The 19,362-nt window shown below is 63.1% G+C and carries 20 protein-coding genes; 14 read left to right on the plus strand and 6 right to left on the minus strand.

Annotated features, from left to right (window positions below; genetic code table 11):
* Positions 1-9: 9 nt before the first annotated feature.
* On the minus strand, positions 10-882 hold the full coding sequence (gene dapF, locus RCO24_RS07720) for a diaminopimelate epimerase (protein ID WP_308961239.1): 873 nt from the start codon (positions 880-882) through the stop codon (positions 10-12).
* Positions 883-1,030: 148 nt separating this feature from the next.
* Between dapF and RCO24_RS07725 the strand changes: the two genes are divergently transcribed.
* Entirely contained in the window at positions 1,031-2,176 is a 1,146-nt protein-coding gene (locus tag RCO24_RS07725) for a PQQ-dependent sugar dehydrogenase (RefSeq protein WP_308961240.1), read from the plus strand.
* 18 nt (positions 2,177-2,194) lie between these two features.
* Here RCO24_RS07725 and RCO24_RS07730 read toward each other — a convergent pair whose 3' ends face one another.
* The gene (locus RCO24_RS07730; RefSeq protein ID WP_308961242.1) at positions 2,195-2,701 is read right to left on the minus strand and encodes an EF-hand domain-containing protein; all 507 of its coding nucleotides are present in this window, start codon (positions 2,699-2,701) and stop codon (positions 2,195-2,197) included.
* A 358-nt stretch (positions 2,702-3,059) separates the two neighbouring features.
* Here RCO24_RS07730 and ffh point away from each other — a divergent pair, with 358 nt between their 5' ends.
* The 5 genes from ffh (at position 3,060) to rimM (ending at position 6,865) form a co-directional block, all read left to right on the plus strand.
* Positions 3,060-4,634 carry a signal recognition particle protein gene (gene ffh / locus RCO24_RS07735; RefSeq protein WP_308961244.1) on the plus strand — a complete coding sequence of 525 codons (1,575 nt, stop codon included), beginning with the start codon at positions 3,060-3,062 and terminating at the stop codon, positions 4,632-4,634.
* 111 nt (positions 4,635-4,745) lie between these two features.
* A complete protein-coding gene (rpsP, locus tag RCO24_RS07740; protein ID WP_308961246.1) occupies positions 4,746-5,117 on the plus strand; it encodes a 30S ribosomal protein S16 in 372 nt (123 codons plus the stop codon).
* A gap of 338 nt (positions 5,118-5,455) precedes the next feature.
* The gene (locus RCO24_RS07745) at positions 5,456-5,638 is read left to right on the plus strand and encodes a hypothetical protein (protein WP_308961248.1); all 183 of its coding nucleotides are present in this window, start codon (positions 5,456-5,458) and stop codon (positions 5,636-5,638) included.
* A 262-nt stretch (positions 5,639-5,900) separates the two neighbouring features.
* Positions 5,901-6,266, plus strand: coding sequence for a hypothetical protein (locus RCO24_RS07750; protein ID WP_308961250.1), 366 nt, complete (start codon positions 5,901-5,903; stop codon positions 6,264-6,266).
* A 65-nt stretch (positions 6,267-6,331) separates the two neighbouring features.
* Positions 6,332-6,865, plus strand: coding sequence for a ribosome maturation factor RimM (rimM, locus tag RCO24_RS07755; RefSeq protein WP_308961251.1), 534 nt, complete (start codon positions 6,332-6,334; stop codon positions 6,863-6,865).
* 23 nt (positions 6,866-6,888) lie between these two features.
* Here the strand turns inward: rimM and RCO24_RS07760 are convergent, their stop codons facing one another.
* A complete protein-coding gene (locus RCO24_RS07760; RefSeq protein ID WP_308961253.1) occupies positions 6,889-8,154 on the minus strand; it encodes an FAD-dependent monooxygenase in 1,266 nt (421 codons plus the stop codon).
* Between the two features lie 146 nt (positions 8,155-8,300).
* Between RCO24_RS07760 and tesB the strand changes: the two genes are divergently transcribed.
* The 6 genes from tesB to RCO24_RS07790 all read left to right on the plus strand — a co-directional run bounded on the left by tesB (position 8,301) and on the right by RCO24_RS07790 (position 15,234).
* Positions 8,301-9,200, plus strand: a complete 900-nt coding sequence (gene tesB / locus RCO24_RS07765; RefSeq protein ID WP_308961254.1) for an acyl-CoA thioesterase II — start codon at positions 8,301-8,303, stop codon at positions 9,198-9,200.
* A 225-nt stretch (positions 9,201-9,425) separates the two neighbouring features.
* Entirely contained in the window at positions 9,426-9,764 is a 339-nt protein-coding gene (locus tag RCO24_RS07770; protein WP_308961256.1) for a P-II family nitrogen regulator, read from the plus strand.
* Positions 9,765-9,801: 37 nt separating this feature from the next.
* Positions 9,802-11,133, plus strand: a complete 1,332-nt coding sequence (locus RCO24_RS07775; RefSeq protein WP_308961257.1) for an ammonium transporter — start codon at positions 9,802-9,804, stop codon at positions 11,131-11,133.
* A gap of 344 nt (positions 11,134-11,477) precedes the next feature.
* Positions 11,478-11,816 (plus strand): P-II family nitrogen regulator, encoded by a 339-nt coding sequence (locus tag RCO24_RS07780; protein WP_308961258.1) that lies wholly within the window; start codon positions 11,478-11,480, stop codon positions 11,814-11,816.
* 43 nt (positions 11,817-11,859) lie between these two features.
* A complete protein-coding gene (locus RCO24_RS07785; protein WP_308961260.1) occupies positions 11,860-13,305 on the plus strand; it encodes an ammonium transporter in 1,446 nt (481 codons plus the stop codon).
* A 486-nt stretch (positions 13,306-13,791) separates the two neighbouring features.
* A complete protein-coding gene (locus RCO24_RS07790; protein ID WP_308961262.1) occupies positions 13,792-15,234 on the plus strand; it encodes an ammonium transporter in 1,443 nt (480 codons plus the stop codon).
* A gap of 146 nt (positions 15,235-15,380) precedes the next feature.
* Here RCO24_RS07790 and RCO24_RS07795 read toward each other — a convergent pair whose 3' ends face one another.
* Positions 15,381-15,953, minus strand: a complete 573-nt coding sequence (locus tag RCO24_RS07795) for a L,D-transpeptidase family protein (protein WP_308961264.1) — start codon at positions 15,951-15,953, stop codon at positions 15,381-15,383.
* A 75-nt stretch (positions 15,954-16,028) separates the two neighbouring features.
* Here RCO24_RS07795 and RCO24_RS07800 point away from each other — a divergent pair, with 75 nt between their 5' ends.
* Both RCO24_RS07800 and RCO24_RS07805 read left to right on the plus strand, forming a co-directional pair.
* The gene (locus RCO24_RS07800; RefSeq protein WP_308961265.1) at positions 16,029-16,715 is read left to right on the plus strand and encodes a response regulator transcription factor; all 687 of its coding nucleotides are present in this window, start codon (positions 16,029-16,031) and stop codon (positions 16,713-16,715) included.
* Positions 16,716-16,901: 186 nt separating this feature from the next.
* Positions 16,902-17,429 (plus strand): cyclic nucleotide-binding domain-containing protein, encoded by a 528-nt coding sequence (locus RCO24_RS07805; RefSeq protein WP_308961266.1) that lies wholly within the window; start codon positions 16,902-16,904, stop codon positions 17,427-17,429.
* A gap of 87 nt (positions 17,430-17,516) precedes the next feature.
* Here RCO24_RS07805 and RCO24_RS07810 read toward each other — a convergent pair whose 3' ends face one another.
* The gene (locus RCO24_RS07810) at positions 17,517-18,425 is read right to left on the minus strand and encodes a hypothetical protein (RefSeq protein ID WP_308961268.1); all 909 of its coding nucleotides are present in this window, start codon (positions 18,423-18,425) and stop codon (positions 17,517-17,519) included.
* A 180-nt stretch (positions 18,426-18,605) separates the two neighbouring features.
* Positions 18,606-19,286, minus strand: coding sequence for a YggS family pyridoxal phosphate-dependent enzyme (locus RCO24_RS07815; RefSeq protein ID WP_308961269.1), 681 nt, complete (start codon positions 19,284-19,286; stop codon positions 18,606-18,608).
* Between the last annotated feature and the right edge of the window lie 76 nt (positions 19,287-19,362).

Here is a 19,362-nt window from a genome sequence, read left to right on the forward strand (position 1 = left end):
CCGGCGCATTCATGACTTGGCCGCGGCTGCAAGCTCGGTTTCCAGAGTGCCCTCGTGCTCCATTTCCACCGGGCCGGTCATGAGAATGCGGTTGCTCGCCGTCCATTCTATGGCAAGCGGGCCGCCAGGCAGAGTTACAGTTACCTTACGATCGGTGAGCCTCTTGCGCATGGCCGAGACGGCGGTCGCACAGGCGGCGGTGCCGCACGCCCGCGTCAGGCCGGCGCCGCGTTCCCAGGTACGAATCTTGATGGACGTGCGCGAGGTTACGTCCGCGATGGTGACGTTGACGCGCTCCGGAAACAACGGATGGTTCTCGATCAGCGGGCCGAAACGGCCGAGGTCGTAGCTTTCGACAGGCTTGTCGACCCAGAATACCACGTGGGGATTGCCGACGTTCACCACCGACGGGGAATGCAGCACGGGATTGTCGATCGGGCCGATCTGCAGCTCGATGGCGCGGGTGTCGTGGAACGGTTCCGACAGCGGGATCTCGGCCCAGCCGAAATGCGGCTCGCCCATGTCAACGGTGATGGCGGACATATCCTGCACCGCGACCGGCAGAATTCCGGCGCGGGTTTCGAAGCGCAGGTCGCTCTTGCCGGTGTGCTCGCGTTCGAGCCAGCCGATGCAGCGCGTTCCGTTGCCGCAGGCGGCCGATTCCGATCCGTCGGTGTTGAAGATCAGAACGAAAGCTTCAGTGCCAGGCGTGCGCGGCGGGTGCAGCACCATCATCTGATCGAATGCGGTCTTTGGGTTTTCGGCTACCGCCTTGATTTCATCCGTCTTTAGGCTTCGCTCTCCGCCACGGAGATCGAGCACGACGATCTCGTTGCCGAGGCCGTTCATCTTTACATAGCGGTGGGAGGCGGGTGCGGTCATGGGGCGACTATATGGGCGAAGCAGCGCGAAAAGACAATTGAGCGAGCCGATCTACCGAGGGGCCGAAAAAGGGTGTGGCCCCCTCGGAAATCGGTTTCGAGGACCTACATGGGGTTCGAAGGATCGGAACCCAGGAAATGAGGTTTTCATGAGCTATCGACTGTCCGTCTCCGCACCACTTCTGTTCTTAATGAGCGCCGCGCCAGCCTTAGCGGTGCAGACGAATGCTCCCGAACTGTCGAAGACTGCGATCAAGCTCACGACGGTGGCCAAAGGGCTCGAAAATCCGTGGGCGCTCGAATTCCTGCCGGACGGCCGCATGCTCGTCACAGAGAAACCGGGCCGGCTCCGGGTGGTCGAGAAAGACGGCAAAGTCGGCAAACCGATCGTGGGTGTGCCGGATGTCGTCGACAGGGGCCAAGGCGGTCTGCTCGACGTGGCGCTGGCCAACGACTTCGCGACCAGCGGGCAAATCTATCTTTCCTATTCGGAGCCGCGCGACGGCGGCAAGAATGGCACCAGCGTAGCCAGTGCCAAGCTCGTTCTCGATGGCGAGGGCGGAGCGCTTCAGGATCTCAAGGTCATTTTCCGCCAGCAGCCGGCCTACAACGGAAGCCTGCATTTCGGGTCGCGCATCGTCGTCCTGCCGGACGGAAACCTATTCGTGACGGTGGGTGAGCGGAGCGACGCCGGCATCAGAGGTGAGGCCCAGAATCCGAAGAACACCCTCGGCAAGATCATCTACATCAAAGCCGACGGCACGCCGGCCGCTTCGAAGCCGGCGCAAGACGGCTGGGATCCCGTGATCTGGTCGATCGGTCACCGGAATGTGCAGGGCGCTGCGCTGGACACCGCGACGAACAAACTCTGGACGCTGGAGCACGGGCCGCAAGGCGGCGACGAGCTCAATCAGCCGGAAACCGGCAAGAACTACGGCTGGCCGGTCATTACGTACGGCATCGAGTACTCGGGTGGCGCTGTCGGTGAGGGCATCACGGAGAAGCCGGGGCTAGAGCAGCCCGTGTACTACTGGAAGCCGTCGATCGCGACCTCGTCGCTGCTGATCTACACCGGCGATCTCTTTCCGGAGTGGAAGGGCAACTTTCTGGTCGGCAGCCTCAAGTACATGCAGGTCCAGCGGCTCGTCTTGAAGGACGGTGCCGTGGTTGGACACGAAGTGCTGGCCGAAGACATCGGAGATCGCGTGCGCGACGTGAAGCAAGGTCCGGACGGCGCCGTCTATCTCGTCACCGACGATGCGAACGGGCGCATCGTCAAGATGGAGCCGAAGTAGCCGGGCTGATTGCAGCCGTTATCGGCTGTTGTTGGGGCCGCGTCCGGTGGTATCGGGGGCGGTCTCCTTGGCCTTTTCCTTGTCGACGCCGCGGACCTGGACCTGCTCGGTACGATCGATCTGGCAGTCCTGGTTGCGGTCGAGCAGCTTGAACGCGACATTCGGTTTGCCGGTCAACTCATCCAGGGTTACGCGCCCATCGCCGTTGGCGTCGTAGTACGAGAGGTTGGCGACCTCGAACAGGCGATCGCCCTTGACCAGCGCTTTCCATTCTTCTGCGTCGAGGGCGCCGTCGCCGTTAGCATCGGCCTCGCGGAACGAGGTGGAGATGTACTGGGTCCACTCATCGCAGGTCACGGTTCCGTTCTTGTCGAGGTCCCAGGTCTGCGCCGCGCTGATGAAGGTGCGGTCGAAATCGTTGGATTTGGCGAAGGGGTTCACACCCGCCGTCGAGCAGCCACCGACGGCAAACGCCGATGTCAAAGCCCAGCCGGACACCACCATGCGGGTGCGCTTGCGAAACATTAATGTCCTCCCCTGTTCCCCCGGCCCCTGTTCCCTGGGCTCAGAACCGTGCGGAATTATGGTTCCCGGGGGTCGTCTCTTGCAATTGTATCCGCGCCTGATGCCCACATTTTTGGGCGTTTTCCCTGTGATGCCCCCAGGACAAGGCGTCGCGCCGGCCTTTGTGAGCCGTTCAGCGGGGGGAGACGTTGACACCGGCCGGCTGATCGGTGATGGTGCGCGCAAATTCCGATGGCCCTGATTATCAGAGCCGCCGCCCTGTACAAGGCTTCTTAACGGTAGCCGGGAGACAGGGGGGTCCACATCCGACAGCGCGTTGCGCCCTCGGGTGCGTTTCGCGTTACGCAAAAGGGTTTCGATGTTTCAATCGCTCTCCGATCGTCTGGGCCAGGTTTTCGAGAAGCTCACCAAGCGTGGTGCGCTCTCGGAAAGCGACGTGTCCGAGGCCATGCGGGAGGTGCGCCGGTCACTGATCGAGGCCGACGTCGCGCTCGATGTGGTTCGCGACTTCATCGATCGCGTCAAGGCGAAGGCGATCGGCCAAGAGGTGCTGCGGTCGGTCACGCCCGGCCAGATGGTCGTCAAGATCGTCAACGACGAACTGGTCCGCACGCTCGGCTCCGAAGCCGAGCCGATCAATCTTCATGCGAGCCCGCCGGTCGCGATCCTGATGGCCGGTCTGCAAGGCTCCGGTAAAACGACGACGACAGCCAAGATCGCCTGGCGTCTCAAGACGCGCGACAAGAAGAAAGTGCTGATGGCGTCGCTCGACACGCGCCGTCCCGCCGCGCAGGAGCAGCTTCGCGTGCTCGGTGAGCAGACCGAAGTTGCGACGCTGCCGATCATCGCCGGGCAGACGCCGGTGCAGATCGCCAAGCGTGCCATCGAGGCCGCGCGGCTCGGCGGATACGACGTCGTGATGCTCGATACGGCTGGCCGCATCACGCTCGACGAAGAGCTGATGGCGGAGGTCGCCGAGGTCAAGGCCGTGACGCAGCCGCACGAGATCCTGCTCGTGCTCGACAGCCTCACCGGCCAGGACGCCGTCAACACGGCAAAGGCGTTCGACGGCCGGCTCGGCATCACGGGAACGGTGCTGACGCGTGCCGACGGCGATGGCCGCGGCGGTGCCGCGCTCTCGATGCGCGCCGTCACCGGCAAGCCGATCAAGCTTCTCGGTACCGGCGAGAAATGGGACGCGCTCGAGGATTTCGATCCGCAGCGCGTCGCGGGCCGCATCCTCGGCATGGGCGACATCGTCGGCCTCGTCGAGAAGGCCGCGCAGACGATCGACGTCGAGAAGGCGAAGTCGATCGCCCAGAAGATGAAGAAGGGCGAGTTCGACCTCGAGGATCTCGGCGAGCAGCTCGCGCAAATGGAGAAGATCGGGGGCATGGGCGGCGTGCTCGGCATGCTGCCGGGCGTCGGCAAGATCAAGCAGCAGCTCAATGCCGCGAACCTCGACGACCGCATCGTCAAGCGGCAGCGTGCGATCATCTCGTCGATGACGCCCAAGGAGCGGCGCGTACCGAAAATTCTCGATGCCAAGCGCAAGCGGCGCATCGCCGCCGGTTCCGGCACCAAGGTCGAGGACATCAACAAGCTCATCAAGATGCATCGCCAGATGGCCGACATGATGCGCGCCATGGGCAAGAACCGCGGCATGATGTCGAAGATGTTCGGCATGGGCGGCGGTGGCGGACCGAGCGAAGCCGAGATGGCGCAGATGCAGAGCGAGCTTGCAAAGCTCGATCCCAAGGCGCTCGAACAGCTTCCTTCCGATTTGAAGGACGTACTTCCGAAAGGTTTGCCGGGGCTCGGTGGCGGCGGAGTTCCGCGCTTGCCGGGTCTTGGTGGTGGCGGTCTGCCCGGTCTTCCCGGACTGGGCGGAGGGCTCCCGAAGTTTCCCGGACTTCCGGGGAAGAAAAAATAGCGAACCCGGCGGCGAAGCTCATCGCGGGTTCTCAAGGCCCGAGGCGAAACGATCCGTCGAACTCTCACATCAACGCAGACAACAAAGACTCAAGAAGAAAGGACTTTCACTATGGCAGCCAAGATCCGTCTTTCGCGCGGTGGCGCAAAGAAGCGGCCCTACTACTACGTTGTCGTCGCGCACAGCGCTTCGCCGCGTGACGGCCGCTACATCGAGCAGATCGGAACCTTCGATCCGATGCTCAAGAAGGACAACCCCGAGCGCGTGAAGCTCAACCTCGACCGTTGCAAGCACTGGATCTCGGTTGGCGCACAGCCGACGGATCGCGTCGCTCGCCTGCTCGACGGCGCCGGCGTTCTGAAGCGCGAGGTCCGCAACAATCCTCAGAAGTCGCAGCCGAAGAAGAAGGCTCAGGAGCGCGCGGCCGCCAAGGCCAAGGCCGCCGAGGAAGCCGCCGCTGCTGCCGCTGGCGGCGACGCATAAGCGCCTGTTCGCGGTTCAGCGCTGTTTGTTCATCGCAATGGGTACCCAGCCGCTTCGGTTGGGTGCCCATTGCCTTTTTGAAGGGCGTTTTTGTTCCAAAGTGGCGGCAAAAGACTCGGAGCGCTGCAAATTTGCATCACGATTCCGGCTGGATGCGACAGTTGGCTGCTTGCGATCTCGAACACCCCTGCGAATTGTCATATCTTCGAGAACAAGCCGTCCCGTTGTTGGGGGGTGACGGCTGAATGCGGCGTAGGCTCTTGGGGGCAGGGGCAGCCATTTGGCCGGCCAGATCCGGTCACTGGGTGTCTCTGCGGGACATTCGGGGGACGACGGCAATGACATTGAGATCCAATCTCAGTGAATCCGAGGCGGCGCTCTGGGACCGCCGCAACGAGGTGCTGGTTCAAGGCACCACGCTCATGAACGAAAAGCCTGACATGGAAGACTGGACCGACCAGGAACGGCGGCTCTGGCTTTATGCGATTGCCATCGGCAACAGGCTCGAGCGGCTGCAATAGCCGATCCGATTGCCGGGTCGGATCTTTGGGGCCGAGACGTTGCGCGCGAGCCTTGCAGGACGCTTCGTGGCTGTCCTCGGCGGCTCGGTCGGCCCCAGCCCGTTTTAATCATGCGATGAGGCGAAATCGCGCAGCGCTGCAATCTATGGTAGCGTTTTCAATCCCACGTCGGGTGCGGCGGATTCTTGTCGGGTCTTGGCGGGGATGACATGGCCTGGGCCCGTAGTAACGGTGACGGGCTCGACAGCACGCGGCGGTGCCCATGCTCGATGACGGCGTTTATGGGTTGAGCTTCGAGAGCCGGTCGTCCGAGGACGGCGGCGATTTTCGCGGCGAAGGACTGGCGGTGCTGCGCGGAGGCGTGATCCTCGGATCCGACCCGCACGGGGGTGTTTTCCGGGGTCGTTATGCGTATGATGCCGCGCGCGACGACATCATGGTCGAGGTGCGGCTCGTCATTCCTCCAAACGGCGTTCTATTGACGGGGCTCGAAGCCGGGCCGGATGGCGCGTTGGTGGATGTGTCGGGCCGCTTCCGGAAACCGAAGCCGGTGTCGTCGGCGGTCGTCGATGTTGCGGGAGCTCCGATAACGGTCGAGCTTCGTTATGTCGGGGCCTTCAAGAGCTAGCTGATAAAACGGTTTCAGTGATGACGCAGGATGGCGGCTCCCACGGGGGCGGGTCGGAGCAGCGTGTGCTGCTCGGTCATATTCTTGGTGCGCACGGCATTCGCGGCGCGGTGCTGGTGCGGAGCTATACGGCTGAGCCGGAGGCGATCGCCGACTATGGGCCGCTCGAGGACGAGCCGGGACGTGCCAGCTATGTGTTGAGCGTCGAGGGGGTGACCGCGAAAGGGCTCATCTGCCGGATCGAAGGGGTCGGCGACCGCACGCAGGCGGAAAAACTCAAGGGCGTGGCGCTGCATGTGGCGCGTGACCGGCTGCCGCCGCCGGAAGAGGGCGAATATTACCATGCGGATCTGATCGGCCTGTCGGCGGTGACAGAAGAGGGGGCGGCGCTGGGTGCGGTGATCTCGGTTCTGAACTACGGGGCGGGCGACATTCTGGAGGTGCGCGCCGAGGGCGCGAAACGCACCGCGCTTTATCCGATGACTGGCGACGTCGTGCTGCGCGTGGACATCGCGGGCGGTGTCATCGTGCTCGCGCCGCCAGAAGAAGTTGAGGCGGGGGATACGCCAGGCGGCGACGAGGCTGCGGACGACGCGTAAGTCTGTGTGCTGGATGCGGGACGTTAAAGCGGTTCGGATTTGAAGAGGCGCGGGAGATCGCCGGTGAGGCCTGCGGCTTCGGAGACGAGACGGCTCTTCAGCGCCGGCAGGCGATCCACCAATCCGAGGCCGAAATCGCGCGCGGCGCGGACTAACAGCGCATCGTTCGAAAAGAGTTTGTTGAGGCCGTCGAATGCGGCGGCCGAAACCGCAGAGTCGAAACGCCGCCAGCGCTCATAGCGGCCAAGTCCTTCCAGGCTGCCCGGATCGAGGCCAAGCCGCAGGGTGTCGACCACGATCTCGCTCAGCGCCGCGACATCGCGGAAGGCGAGGTTCACGCCCTGGCCCGCGATCGGGTGGACACCATGGGCGGCGTCGCCGATCAGCGCGAAGCGTGGGGCGACATAGGCACGCGCCAGATGCATTTCGAGCGGCCACGACTGGCGCGGACCGGCAAGCTCGACGCGGCCGAGTCGGCCGGCAACGCGGGTTTCGACCTCGGCGAGGAAGCCTGCGTCGTCGAGGGCGAGGATGCGTTTAGCTTCGATCTCGTCCTCGGTCCAGGTCAGGCAGGCACGATTGCCGGGAAGCGGCAAAATCGCAAACGGGCCGTTGGGCAGGAAATGCTGGATGGCGCGGCCGTCATGGGCGCGCTCGTGGGCAATCAGAACGACAATGGCGGTCTGTCCGTAGCGCCAGCCGACGGTCTTGATGCCGGCGCTTTCGCGCGACGCGGAGCGGCGACCTTCGGCGCCGACGAGAAGCGAAGCTTCGATCTCGGAGCCGTCGCGCAGCGTAATGGCCACGGCGCTTCCGGTGTCGGCAAAGCGGGCGATCTCGGCGGGAACGATGAAGCTGATGCCGGGGCTTGTCGCGACCGAGCGATAGAGCGCCTGCTCCAGTTCTGCGGCGGGCACGATGTAGCTCGCGGGCTCGTCGGTCGTTTCGTTGCCGGCGTCTGGGGTAAGGCGATTGTCGTATTTGAGCAGCACCGGGCGGATGCCGGCTTCGAGGCTCGAGTCCGTGATCTCGATCTCGGTCACGGCCTGCGACAGCGGCGCGACCTCGTCCCAAACGCCCAGCGTTTCGAGCATGCGGCGGGCGCCCGCCGACAGTGCGAACGCCCGCGATTCCGGGGCGGGCGAGGCTGAGCGCTGGGTGCGGTCGATCAAGGCGATGCGAAGGTCGCTGCCAAGGGCCGTGTGCAGGGCCCGGGCGAAGGCGAGCCCTGCGAAGCTCGCGCCCGCGATCACAATGTCAAAGCGTCGCGTTGAGTGTGTGTCAGGCATGGAGCACCGATAGTTACGGGGGCACCGATGGAAGTCTTGTCAGGGCAAATTATGCCGTTGCCAACTTAAGATGGGTCGCTTGACCGCCGTTGCGGCCGGGCCCATCGTTTCGGTCCCGTCGATAGCATCTTTTGAGAGAGACCTCCATGTCCGCTGGCCCTGAGCAAACCTGTCGCGCGCTGGCGGGGCTGCTCGACGTTCTCGATCTCGAACCGCTCGAACTCAATCTGTTCAGGGGCACGACCCCGCAGGTGGGCTGGCAGCGCGTGTACGGCGGGCAGGTGCTCGGCCAGGCGCTGGTTGCGGCCGGGCGGACAGTCGACGAGCCGAGGGCCGTGCATTCGCTGCATGGCGATTTCCTGCTCGCGGGCGATCCGGCCCATCCCATCCTCTACGAGGTCGAGCGCACGCGCGACGGCGGCAGTTTCACCACACGGCGGGTGAAGGCGATCCAGCGTGGCCAAGCGATCTTCACCATGAGCGTCTCGTTCCACAAGCACGAGGAAGGCTTCGAGCACGCACTCGAAATGCCCGAGGTGCCGCCGCCCGAGGAATTACCGTCGGCGGGCGAATTGATGGTGCGGCTGATCGATACGCTGCCCAAGAACATGCAGAGCTACTGGAAGCGCGAAAACCCCATCGAGCTTAGGCCGGTGGATGTGTCGCGCTATCTCGGCCGCGAGCCGCATCCGCCGCGCCAGAACATCTGGCTCAGGGCCAACGGGCCGCTGCCGGACGATTTCCGGCTGCATCAATGCGTGCTCGCTTACGCCTCCGATTTCACGCTACTCGATACGGCGCTGATCGCGCACGGCAAGCTGTTGTTCGACGCGGACATTCAGCTCGCGAGTCTCGATCACGCAATCTGGTTTCACCGGCCGTTCCGGGCGGACGAATGGCTGTTGTATTCGCAGGATAGTCCCAACGCTTCCGGCGCGCGCGGGTTCTGCCGCGGCTCGTTTTTCACGCGGGATGGAGAGCTCGTGGCCTCGACCGCACAAGAGGGGCTGATCCGCAAACGTGAAACCGCGTTTCTGATCAAATAGCGGGCAATGGCCATTTTCTGCCTAATTGCTAGGCATTCACTAAGTGCAATTGCGTAGGGTCGATGCATAGCTAAAATTCAATAAAAACAAAGGCTAAGCCAATAGCTGAGTTGGCACGTCTTTTGACTATCCCCTTCTGGATTGTTGCTGGTTTTTCGCCAGTGGCAACTCGGAGGTCTCTCGCGCCGATGTTCAAAGCGAGACCAAAACAAGGGGGTGCTGCTCATGAAACTCATCACTGCCATCATCAAGCCTTTCAAGCTCGAGGAGGTGCGGTCGAATCTGACCGACATCGGTCTCCAGGGCATGACCGTTACCGAAGTCAAAGGTTACGGCCGCCAGAAGGGTCACACCGAGGTCTATCGCGGCGCCGAATACGCCGTGAGCTTCCTGCCCAAAATCAAAATCGAAGTCGTTGTTTCCGGGGCCCTTGTCGACAAGGCCGTCGAAGCAATCGTGAAGGCTGCGAAAACCGGCCAGATCGGTGACGGAAAGATTTTCGTCTCCTCGATCGAGCACACCCTGCGTATCCGCACGGGTGAGGCCAACGACGCGGCGCTTTGAGATGCGGCTTAATGGTCATCACCAAGGAGTTTTGGAAATGAATCTTGGACTATTCTCGCGGGTGGCGAGCGCGCTTGGCGGCGCTGCGGCGCTCTCGCTCCTACCCATCGCGACGGCGTTTGCCCAGGAGGTGGCTCCGGCTGCCGAGGCTGCGCCGACGCTCGACTCGGGCGACACCGCCTGGTTGCTGGTTTCGACGGTCATCGTGCTTATGATGAGCATCCCGGGCCTCGCGCTCTTCTACGGCGGCATGGTTCGCAAGAAGAACGTGCTGAACACCACTGCAATGGTGTTCGTCTCGGTCGCCGTTCTCTCGGTGGTCTGGATGCTCGTCGGCTACTCGCTGGCGTTTACCGATGGCGGCGATCTGCAGCCCTACATCGGCGGCCTGGAGAAAGCGCTGCTGGCCGGCGTAACCAAGGACGCGCTCTCGGGAACAATCCCGGAAACGCTCTTCGTCGTCTTCCAGATGACCTTCTTCGCAATCACCCCGGCGCTCATCGTGGGCTCGGTCGTCGAGCGCATGAAGTTCTCCAGCCTGATCGTCTTTCTCGTCCTGTGGAGTTTGATCGTGTACGCACCGGTCTGCCACTGGGTGTGGGGCGGCGGCTTCCTGTCCAAGGACGGCGTGCTCGACTTCGCCGGCGGCACCGTGGTGCACATCAACGCCGGTGTCGCGGGTCTCGTGGCTGCGATCGTTCTCGGCAAGCGCAAAGGCTATGGGACCGAGAACCTCGCTCCGCACAACCTCGTGCTGACGCTGATCGGTGCCTCGCTGCTCTGGGTGGGCTGGTTCGGCTTCAACGCTGGCTCGGCCGCAGCAGCTAACGCCTCGGCTGCCAACGCTGCCCTCGTTACGCAGGTCTGCACTGCGGCTGCCGTCATCGGCTGGCTCGTGGTCGAGTGGATCGTGCATCGCAAGCCGACCGTGCTCGGTGCCACGTCCGGCGCGATCGCCGGTCTCGTCGCCATCACGCCGGCCGCCGGCTTCGTCGATGCGACGGGTGCTCTCATCATCGGCCTGGTTGCCGGTGTGGTCTGCTACATCTTCGCAACGGGCGTGAAGCGCGCGTTGGGTTACGACGACAGCCTCGACGTGTGGGGTGTCCACGGCGTCGGCGGCATCGTCGGTGCGATCCTCACGGGCGTGTTCGCTCGCGAGGCGATCGGTGGCACGGCCGGTGCGATCGAGGGCAACGTGGCCCAGGTGTGGACCCAGATCTACGGCGTGCTCGCCACCGTTGCCTGGTGCGCGATCGCGACGTTCGTCATCCTCATGGTGATCAAGGTCGTGATGGGCCTGCGCGTGACGGAAGCCGAGGAGCTCGAAGGCCTCGACATCAACCAGCACGGCGAGGTCGTGCAGTAAGACCATTCGGCTGGCGGCAGAAGCCGCCAGCCGTTTCCCGGACGGTTGCAGCCGCGTCTCCGAAGCGTGTTCGCTTTGGAGACGCGGCTTTTTTGCTTAATGGATGAGCATAAGGCGATTCTTGCCTAGAAATTGTGCGTGGTGAGTAGGCAGATATGGCTAATTTGCGACCACTCGTTTCCAAACAGTGAATAGTATCAAGCCCCTACGTGGAACCCCTTATTCTGGCACAGGTCTTGACTCTCCTTCCGTCGATTGTTGCCCGCAGTGTCGCTGGCGACAAGTCGGAGACCTGTCTCGCGCCTGCGAACCGAGCGGGGGACTAAACTCAAGGGGTGCTCTCCATGAAACTGATCACTGCCATCATCAAACCCTTCAAGCTGGAGGAGGTCCGGTCGAACCTGACCGATATCGGCCTTCAGGGCATGACCGTTACCGAAGTCAAAGGTTACGGTCGCCAGAAGGGGCATACCGAGGTCTACCGCGGCGCTGAATACGCGGTGAGCTTCCTGCCTAAAATCAAGCTCGAGGTCGTCGTTGCTGGAGCCCTGGTCGACAAGGCTGTCGAGGCGATCGTGAAGGCTGCGAAAACCGGCCAGATCGGTGACGGAAAAATCTTTGTGTCCTCGATCGAACACACCCTGCGCATCCGCACGGGTGAGTCCGACGATGCGGCGCTCTGAGGTTCCGGATCGCTTACAGGTTGTTTGACAGGGGAGTTAAGAAATGAAGCCTAGCCTACTTACCCGCGCATCCGGGGCCCTCGCGGCCACCGCTGCGCTCTCTATGATGTTTGCCCTTCCGGCGCTCGCGCAAGGCGCTGCGCCTACTCCGGACAAAGCCGATACCGGCTTCATGTTTCTCGCGACGATCATCGTTCTTCTGATGACGATCCCGGGTCTCGCGCTGTTCTACGGCGGTCTGGTTCGCACCAAGAACATGCTTTCGCTGCTCATGCAGGTGCTGGCGATCGTCTGCGTCGTCGCGCTGATCTGGGTCACTTACGGCTACAGCATGGCGTTCACCAACGGCGGCGCTCTCAACGACTACGTCGGCGGCTTCTCGAAGCTGTTCCTTGCTGGCGTCACGCCGGCTTCGCTCGCCGCCACGTTCTCCAACGGCGTCTACATCCCGGAACTCTCGTTCATCGCCTTCCAGATGACGTTCGCCTGCATCACGCCGGCGCTCATCGTCGGTGCGGTCGCCGAGCGCATGAAGTTCTCGGCTGTCCTGCTGTTCGTGGTTCTCTGGGTGACGTTCGTCTACTTCCCGATGGCCCACATGGTCTGGTACTGGGGCGGTCCCGACGTCATGGCGGAAGCTGCCAAGGCAGGCGGCGCTGCGCTCGACGCAGCTTCGGCTGACGCAGGCCTCCTGTTCAAGTGGGGTGCTCTCGACTTCGCAGGCGGTACGGTCGTCCACATCAACGCCGGCGTCGCCGGCCTGGTTGGCGCCCTCATCGTCGGCAAGCGCGTCGGTTACGGCCGCGAGCACATGGCTCCGCACTCGCTCACGCTGACGATGGTCGGCGCTGCGCTGCTGTGGTTCGGCTGGTTCGGCTTCAACTGCGGCTCGAACCTCGAGATCAGCGTCACCGCCGTCATCGCCATGATCAACACCTTCGTGGCTACGGCCGCGGCAGGCGTTGCGTGGATGGTTGCGGAGTGGCTGATCAAGGGCAAGCCCTCGCTGCTCGGCCTTGCTTCGGGCGTCGTCGCCGGCCTCGTTGCCGTCACGCCGGCCGCTGGCTTCGCAGGCACCATGGGTTCGATCGCGCTCGGCCTCGTCGCCGGCGTGATCTGCTTCATCGCCTGCACCGGCATCAAGAATGCCTTCGGCTACGATGACAGCCTCGACGTCTTCGGCGTTCACGCCGTGGGCGGCATCGTCGGCGCCATCGGCACTGGCATCCTCGTCAACCCGGACTTCGGTGGATCGGGCACGGCCGACTACACGTCGAAGCCGGGCGAGCTGGTTGCCGGTTCGTACGACATGATCACCCAGGTGATCATCCAGGCGAAGGCCGTCGGCTTCACGATCCTCTGGACGGGCATCATCTCCGCGATCCTGTTCCTGCTCGTCAAACTTCTCATCGGTCTTCGTCCGACCCAGGAGCAGGAGCGCGAGGGTCTCGATATCTCGGATCACGGCGAGCGCGCTTACAACCTGTAAGCCTTGCGAAAACAAAACCCGGCGCATGTCGCGCCGGGTCCTTCTCAGGCGGCCCCGGTATCGATCGATACCGGGGCCGTTTTCATTCGGCCAACGGTCGCAAAAGACGCCTGCCAACAAGTAGCTCAAAATATGGGCGGCATCAGAAATCTGCTCGAATGTTGAGCGCGTCCGTTTGAGCCGCTGCCGAGGGCTGGGGCATCCCCCTTGAGAACGCGTTGAGGTTTCAATTGGTTGCGGCGTTCGCGCCGATTGGCACGAGTTTTGATACCTGCTTCGCCGGTATCGAACCTCCGGGGGTGAAATACCGGGGCGCGGGGCAGGGCGCTTTTCATTTCCTTCATAGACGAGGCCGTCCGGCAGGCGTGGGCCCTGCTCACGAGGCGAGACGGCCACCCGGGGCACGTACGTACGACGGAAACACTCCAACTACGGGCACGGTGCTCACGTGCCGCTTAACGGGTCAACACGAGGGAGTTTGGGACGATGACAACAAGACTGATCAAGCGCGTGGGAGGCTCGCTCGGAGCCGCCGCGCTGCTGACTTTGGGGACAGCCGGGGCGGCATGGGCGCAGGCGGCGCCGACCGTCGACAAGGGCGACGCGGCGTTCATGTTTCTCGCGACGATCGTCGTGCTTTTGATGACGGTGCCGGGTCTCGCGCTGTTCTACGGCGGTCTCGTGCGTTCCAAGAACATGCTCTCGATCCTGATGCAGGTGTTCGCCATCACCTGCATGGTGTCGATCATCTGGGTCACCTACGGCTACAGCCTGGCGTTCACCAACGGTGGCGCTCTCAACGACTACGTCGGCGGCTTCTCAAAGATGTTCCTCGCTGGCGTCACGCCGTCGTCGCTTGCCGCCACGTTCTCCAATGGCGTCTACATTCCCGAGCTCGCCTTCGTTGCGTTCCAGATGACTTTCGCCTGCATCACGCCGGCGCTCATCGTCGGCTCGCTGGCCGAGCGTATGAAGTTTTCCGCAGTCATGCTGTTCGTCGCGCTGTGGGTGACGTTCGTCTATTTCCCGATGGCCCACATGGTCTGGTACTGGGGCGGCCCCGACGTTTTCGCGGAAGCAGCCAAGGCGGGTGAGCCGAAGCTCTCCGAGACGCTTGCCGATGCCGGCCTCCTCTTCAAGTGGGGCGCGCTCGACTTTGCCGGCGGAACGGTCGTGCACATAAACGCCGGTATCGCAGGCCTCGTCGGCGCTCTCATCGTCGGCAGGCGCGTCGGTTTCGGCCGCGAGCAGATGGCTCCTCACTCGCTGACGCTGACGATGGTCGGCGCGGCGCTGCTGTGGTTCGGCTGGTTTGGCTTCAACTGCGGTTCGAACCTCGAGGTCAGCGCTACGGCCTTCGTTGCGATGATCAACACGTTCGTCGCCACGGCTGCCGCCGGTCTTTCGTGGATCGCCGTCGAGTGGCTGGTCAAGGGCCGTCCGTCGCTGCTCGGTCTTGCCTCGGGCGTCGTCGCCGGCCTCGTGGCCGTCACGCCGGCCGCAGGCTTTGCCGGTCCGATGGGTGCCATCGTTCTCGGTCTCGTTGCGGGCGCGCTCTGCTTCATCGCCTGCACCGGCATCAAGAACCTGTTCCGCTATGACGACAGCCTCGACGTGTTCGGCGTGCACGGCATCGGCGGCATCATCGGTGCGATTGCCACGGGCATCCTCGTCAATCCGGATTTCGGTGGGTCGGGTCTTGCCGACTACACGTCGAAGCCGGGCGAGCTGGTTGCCGGTTCGTACGACATGGTCACCCAGGTGATGATCCAGGCGAAGGCCGTCGGCTTCACCATTCTCTGGACCGGCATCCTGTCGGCCATCCTGTTCAAGATCGTCGACATCCTGGTCGGTCTGCGTCCGGCATCGGACAACGAGCGCCAGGGTCTCGACCTCGTCGATCACGGTGAGCGCGCCTACAACCACTAAGGCTCGCAATCGGGGCCTGCCCTCTTCGGGCGGGTCCCGGATACCGAAAACCTCCCGAGCACGCGTCTCCCCTAGACGTGCTCCAAACTCGACCCGGGGCTTCGTGCTCCGGGTTTTTTTTGGCTATAACGATCCCGGCACTGCGGTCAGACGACCACGAGGCGCGTCCTCGTGCCGATGCGGGCGATGACCTTCAACAGGTCGCGGCGGGCCAGCGCCACGCAGCCTTCTGTCGGTCGCAAGCCCTTCTCCGCCACGTGCATGAAAATGGCGCTGCCGGCTGCGCGGCGGCGGGGTCTGCGATTGTAGCCGACGACGACAACAACGTCGTAAAGGCCATCGCGGCGCCAGAGATGCTCCGCACTCGCCGGATAAGGGTGGGTGACGCGGCGGTTGTAGTTGCGATCTTCTGTTGCGTCGCACCATCCGTCATTTGCCTGGGTGGCCAATACGGAGAGGCCGGTCGCAGGGCGGTGCAGGCGGTCGCGCCGGTAAAATGCGCTTTCGATCCGGAATATGCCTCGCGGCGTTGCGCCGTCTCCCTCGCGCTTCGCGGAGCGTATGCCGCTGCGGCCCAGGGCGCAGCGCAAGGTAAGATTGCCGCAGGTAAGCAGGCCCGTGGTGCTGCGGGGGCTCAAGCTTCTCACGATGATTTTACGGGCGGTGATGACGAGACCCCTTTTCCACCGGTTTGCCGGTTCGATAACCCTCCAGGCCACGGCACCCTACCTCAGGGCATTGGCAAATGCTAAGAGGGTGCCTCACGCCACAAGCCAAGATCGGAGTTCTCCATCATGAGTGCTGCACGCAAGATCCTTCTTGTCGATGACGACGAGGATCTCCGCGGGTCGCTCCAAGACCAGCTGGCCCTCCATGACGAGTTCGACGTATCGGTGGCGGGGACGGCGGGTAAGGGAATCGAAGCCGCCAAGGTGGGTCACCACGATCTCGTCGTGTTCGACGTCGGATTGCCGGACATGGATGGGCGCGAAGCAGTGCGGCTTCTGCGCAAGGGCGGCTTCAAAAGCCCGATCATCATGCTGACCGCCAACGACAGCGATGCGGATCAGATTCTCGGGCTCGATGCCGGAGCCAACGACTACGTGACGAAGCCGTTCAAGTTCGCGGTGCTGTTGGCGCGTATCCGTGCGCAGCTTCGCCAGCACGAGCAGAGCGAAGATGCGGTTTTCCAGATCGGGCCGTACACGTTCAAGCCGGCCTCCAAGCTTCTGCTCGACGAGAAGGGCGGCAAGATCCGCCTCACCGAAAAAGAAACCGCCATTCTCAAGTACCTCTATCGCACCGGCGACAAGGTGGTTTCACGCGAGACGCTGCTGCACGAAGTGTGGGGCTACAATGCCGGCGTGACGACGCATACGCTCGAGACGCACATCTATCGTCTTCGCCAGAAGATCGAGAAGGATCCCTCTAACGCGGAGATCCTCGTCACCGAAACCGGCGGCTACAAACTGACCGCATAAACAAGTTATTCCCGCCTCATCAACAGGCGCGCGAGCGGCCCTGGACCCGATAGGCCGAATCGCCCGAGCCTTGGTCTCGCGCCGAACACAAGCAGCCAAGTCGTTTCGCGACATTGCTGGCGCTTTCGGTTCGGGCGCTCGGCATTGCGTGCGGCATGCCGATTTCATGTTTGCGGGGTTTTCATCATGGCTATCGATGCGCTGGTTCTTCCTCTTCTCAACGTACCGCTGTTTCAGGGGCTGAAGCCGCTGCAGATCTCCGAGATCGCGCGCAGGGCGGATCGGATCGTCTACAAGCCGGGCGATGTGATCGTGACCGCGCATGCGGATCCGGATGCGGCGGTGCTCGTCGTATCGGGCGAAGCCGTGCGCACCGAGGGACCCGGCCTCACCGAGGGTGTCGAAGCCGTGCCGCCGGGCGCGCTCATTTCGGAAATGACGATGCTGATCGAGACCGAGTGCAGCTCGACGGTGGTCGCGCGCACGGCGGTCCGGGCGCTGCGCATCACGCGTGCGGAAATGCTCGCGCACATGACTGCCGATCCGACGCTCGCCGACCATTTCATCGAGAAGATTTCAGGGCGGTTGTCGAGCTTCGTCGCGGGATTGCAGCAGATCGACCAGTCGCTTGCGCAGGTCGGTGGCGCGCCGCCGGCGGCGGTGATTGCGGAGGGCGCGAAGACGACTGTCGCGAGCGCTCCGGTTCTTCACTGAGACGCGATAAAGAGATAAGCCCGAGGCTTGCGCCCCGGGCTTTATTGTTTGTGCCTGAATTTGAGTTCGGCGCTTTCCTAGCTATGATCAGCGGACGCGGCGCGGGTTCATGTAGAGGTCGGCTTCCTGACGGTCGAGCTGCGGCTTGACCTTGCCTCCCATTACACCCTTGTACAGCCGCTTCATGTGACGGCGGCAATCGCCGTTGAAGACCATCATCGAACCGAACAGCTTCATCACCGTCATCAGCCGCTTGTCGGCGCCTTGGCGGATCTGGCCCTTCCATTTGCCGCCGATCGAAAACACCTTGCCGTCGAGATAGCCGACGACCTCGCCCTGCTGATTGATCAGCGAGTAGTCGCCGCCGAGATTGATGAAGGCGCGCTTCAGCCGGTAAAACTCGGGATTGCCCTTGCTGTCGATGATGAAGAACGAGAAGTGCTCGGGCATGAACGGCCATTTGTTGGCCGAGCGTTCGAGATAGATGATGTAGTTGTCGTCGTCGGTGTTGATCGAATAGGTCATCACCGGAAGCCCGCGCGCGCCGAGGGTCTGCTGCAGCGAGCGGCCGATCATCAGATCCATGGTCGCGCGCCAGCCAAGGTTCGGCGTGAACAGCTTGAAGACGAGCCGCTTGTCCATGCCCTGGGCTTTCTTCCAGAGCTCTTCGCGGTAGCCGAAGAGGCCCGTGCGCTCACCGTTCTCGATGATCTCGCCGAAGATATCCATGTCGGACGTGAACTGGCGCGACTTGGCGCGGTTGCGGGTGCGCTTGTAGATGCCGAACTCAGTGAAGTTCAGATCGGTGATCCAGATGTCGACGAGGAATCGGTCCCAGCCGTCGGAGGCGCGCTTCGGCGCCTTCTTGCCGCTGGTCTTCTTCGTCTTGGCTTCGGCGGCCGCTTGCTTGATGGCCTCGGCGCGTGCGTCGCGGGCCGCATCGGCGGCCGCGGCGTCCGCATGGGCGTCGGCCACCTTGAGGGCTGCTGCTGTCATGCCGGTCTCCCTGCTTTCTGACTGGTCCGTGAATCCGCGGCGGACAGGTAAGTTCCGCGGCAAGTACGGCCTCTACGAATCACTGCATAGGCAAGACGCTAGCACCGCCGCTTGCGACGCGAGCTGCGGGGGGCTGCAAAAGCTGTGGGTAGCCAGGGAGAGATTTGCGCGTCGGCGGAACTAGCGCGCGCCAAAAATGGCCGATCCGACGCGCACATAGGTGGCGCCGAAGTTGGCGGCGGTCTCGAAGTCACCGCTCATGCCCATGCTGAGTTCGGAAAGGCCCAGGTCGCGTGCCAGCTTGGCGAGAAAGGCGAAGTGCACGGCCGGTTCCTCGTCGACGGGCGGAATGCACATAAGGCCCGCGATCTCGAGGCCGAGGTCGTCCCGGCAATGGGCGAGGAAGGCGGCGGCTTCCTTCGGCATCACGCCGGCCTTTTGCGACTCCTCGCCAGTGTTGACCTCGATGAAGAGCTTCAAGCGCTTGCCCTGGCGGGTCTGCTCGTCGGCGATGGCCTTGGCGATTTTCGGGCGGTCGACGGTGTGGATCGCATCGAACAGCTCGACGGCTTCGCGCGTCTTGTTCGATTGCAGGGGGCCGATGAGATGCAGCTCGACGCCGGGATAGCGGGCGCGCAGCTCCGGCCATTTGGTTTTGGCCTCCTGGACGCGGTTCTCGCCGAACTGGCGGTGGCCAGCTTCCAGCACCGGCAGGATCGCGTCGGCCCCGAACGTTTTCGACACGGCGATCAGGTGGATGGCGGACGGGTCATGGCCGGCCTCGCGCGCGGCGTCGGCGAGGCGAGCTTTGACGTCGGCAAGGGCCGTGGGTGCGGAGTGTGTAGGCGCGTGGTCGGACATGGCTTGGAATGTTGATTATATGCACTAAAAATCTGCAAATTAGTGCATGATTTGTGGATGTGCACTATAGCAGGGC

Source organism: Hyphomicrobium sp. LHD-15, from assembly GCF_031157355.1.
In the GTDB taxonomy this organism is placed as follows: domain Bacteria; phylum Pseudomonadota; class Alphaproteobacteria; order Rhizobiales; family Hyphomicrobiaceae; genus Hyphomicrobium_C.

Excerpts from the sequence above, each read along its gene's own strand:
- RCO24_RS07725 (WP_308961240.1), top strand. The coding sequence starts at position 1,031 with ATGAGCTATCGACTGTCCGTCTCCGCACCACTTCTGTTCTTAATGAGC.
- RCO24_RS07810 (WP_308961268.1), bottom strand. The coding sequence starts at position 18,425 with ATGACAGCAGCAGCCCTCAAGGTGGCCGACGCCCATGCGGACGCCGCG.
- RCO24_RS07800 (WP_308961265.1), top strand. The coding sequence starts at position 16,029 with ATGAGTGCTGCACGCAAGATCCTTCTTGTCGATGACGACGAGGATCTC.
- RCO24_RS07775 (WP_308961257.1), top strand. The coding sequence starts at position 9,802 with ATGAATCTTGGACTATTCTCGCGGGTGGCGAGCGCGCTTGGCGGCGCT.
- ffh (WP_308961244.1), top strand. The coding sequence starts at position 3,060 with ATGTTTCAATCGCTCTCCGATCGTCTGGGCCAGGTTTTCGAGAAGCTC.
- RCO24_RS07730 (WP_308961242.1), bottom strand. The coding sequence starts at position 2,701 with ATGTTTCGCAAGCGCACCCGCATGGTGGTGTCCGGCTGGGCTTTGACA.
- RCO24_RS07770 (WP_308961256.1), top strand. The coding sequence starts at position 9,426 with ATGAAACTCATCACTGCCATCATCAAGCCTTTCAAGCTCGAGGAGGTG.
- RCO24_RS07815 (WP_308961269.1), bottom strand. The coding sequence starts at position 19,286 with ATGTCCGACCACGCGCCTACACACTCCGCACCCACGGCCCTTGCCGAC.
- RCO24_RS07785 (WP_308961260.1), top strand. The coding sequence starts at position 11,860 with ATGAAGCCTAGCCTACTTACCCGCGCATCCGGGGCCCTCGCGGCCACC.
- RCO24_RS07750 (WP_308961250.1), top strand. The coding sequence starts at position 5,901 with ATGCTCGATGACGGCGTTTATGGGTTGAGCTTCGAGAGCCGGTCGTCC.
- tesB (WP_308961254.1), top strand. The coding sequence starts at position 8,301 with ATGTCCGCTGGCCCTGAGCAAACCTGTCGCGCGCTGGCGGGGCTGCTC.
- rpsP (WP_308961246.1), top strand. The coding sequence starts at position 4,746 with ATGGCAGCCAAGATCCGTCTTTCGCGCGGTGGCGCAAAGAAGCGGCCC.
- RCO24_RS07780 (WP_308961258.1), top strand. The coding sequence starts at position 11,478 with ATGAAACTGATCACTGCCATCATCAAACCCTTCAAGCTGGAGGAGGTC.
- RCO24_RS07805 (WP_308961266.1), top strand. The coding sequence starts at position 16,902 with ATGGCTATCGATGCGCTGGTTCTTCCTCTTCTCAACGTACCGCTGTTT.
- RCO24_RS07790 (WP_308961262.1), top strand. The coding sequence starts at position 13,792 with ATGACAACAAGACTGATCAAGCGCGTGGGAGGCTCGCTCGGAGCCGCC.
- RCO24_RS07760 (WP_308961253.1), bottom strand. The coding sequence starts at position 8,154 with ATGCCTGACACACACTCAACGCGACGCTTTGACATTGTGATCGCGGGC.
- dapF (WP_308961239.1), bottom strand. The coding sequence starts at position 882 with ATGACCGCACCCGCCTCCCACCGCTATGTAAAGATGAACGGCCTCGGC.
- RCO24_RS07745 (WP_308961248.1), top strand. The coding sequence starts at position 5,456 with ATGACATTGAGATCCAATCTCAGTGAATCCGAGGCGGCGCTCTGGGAC.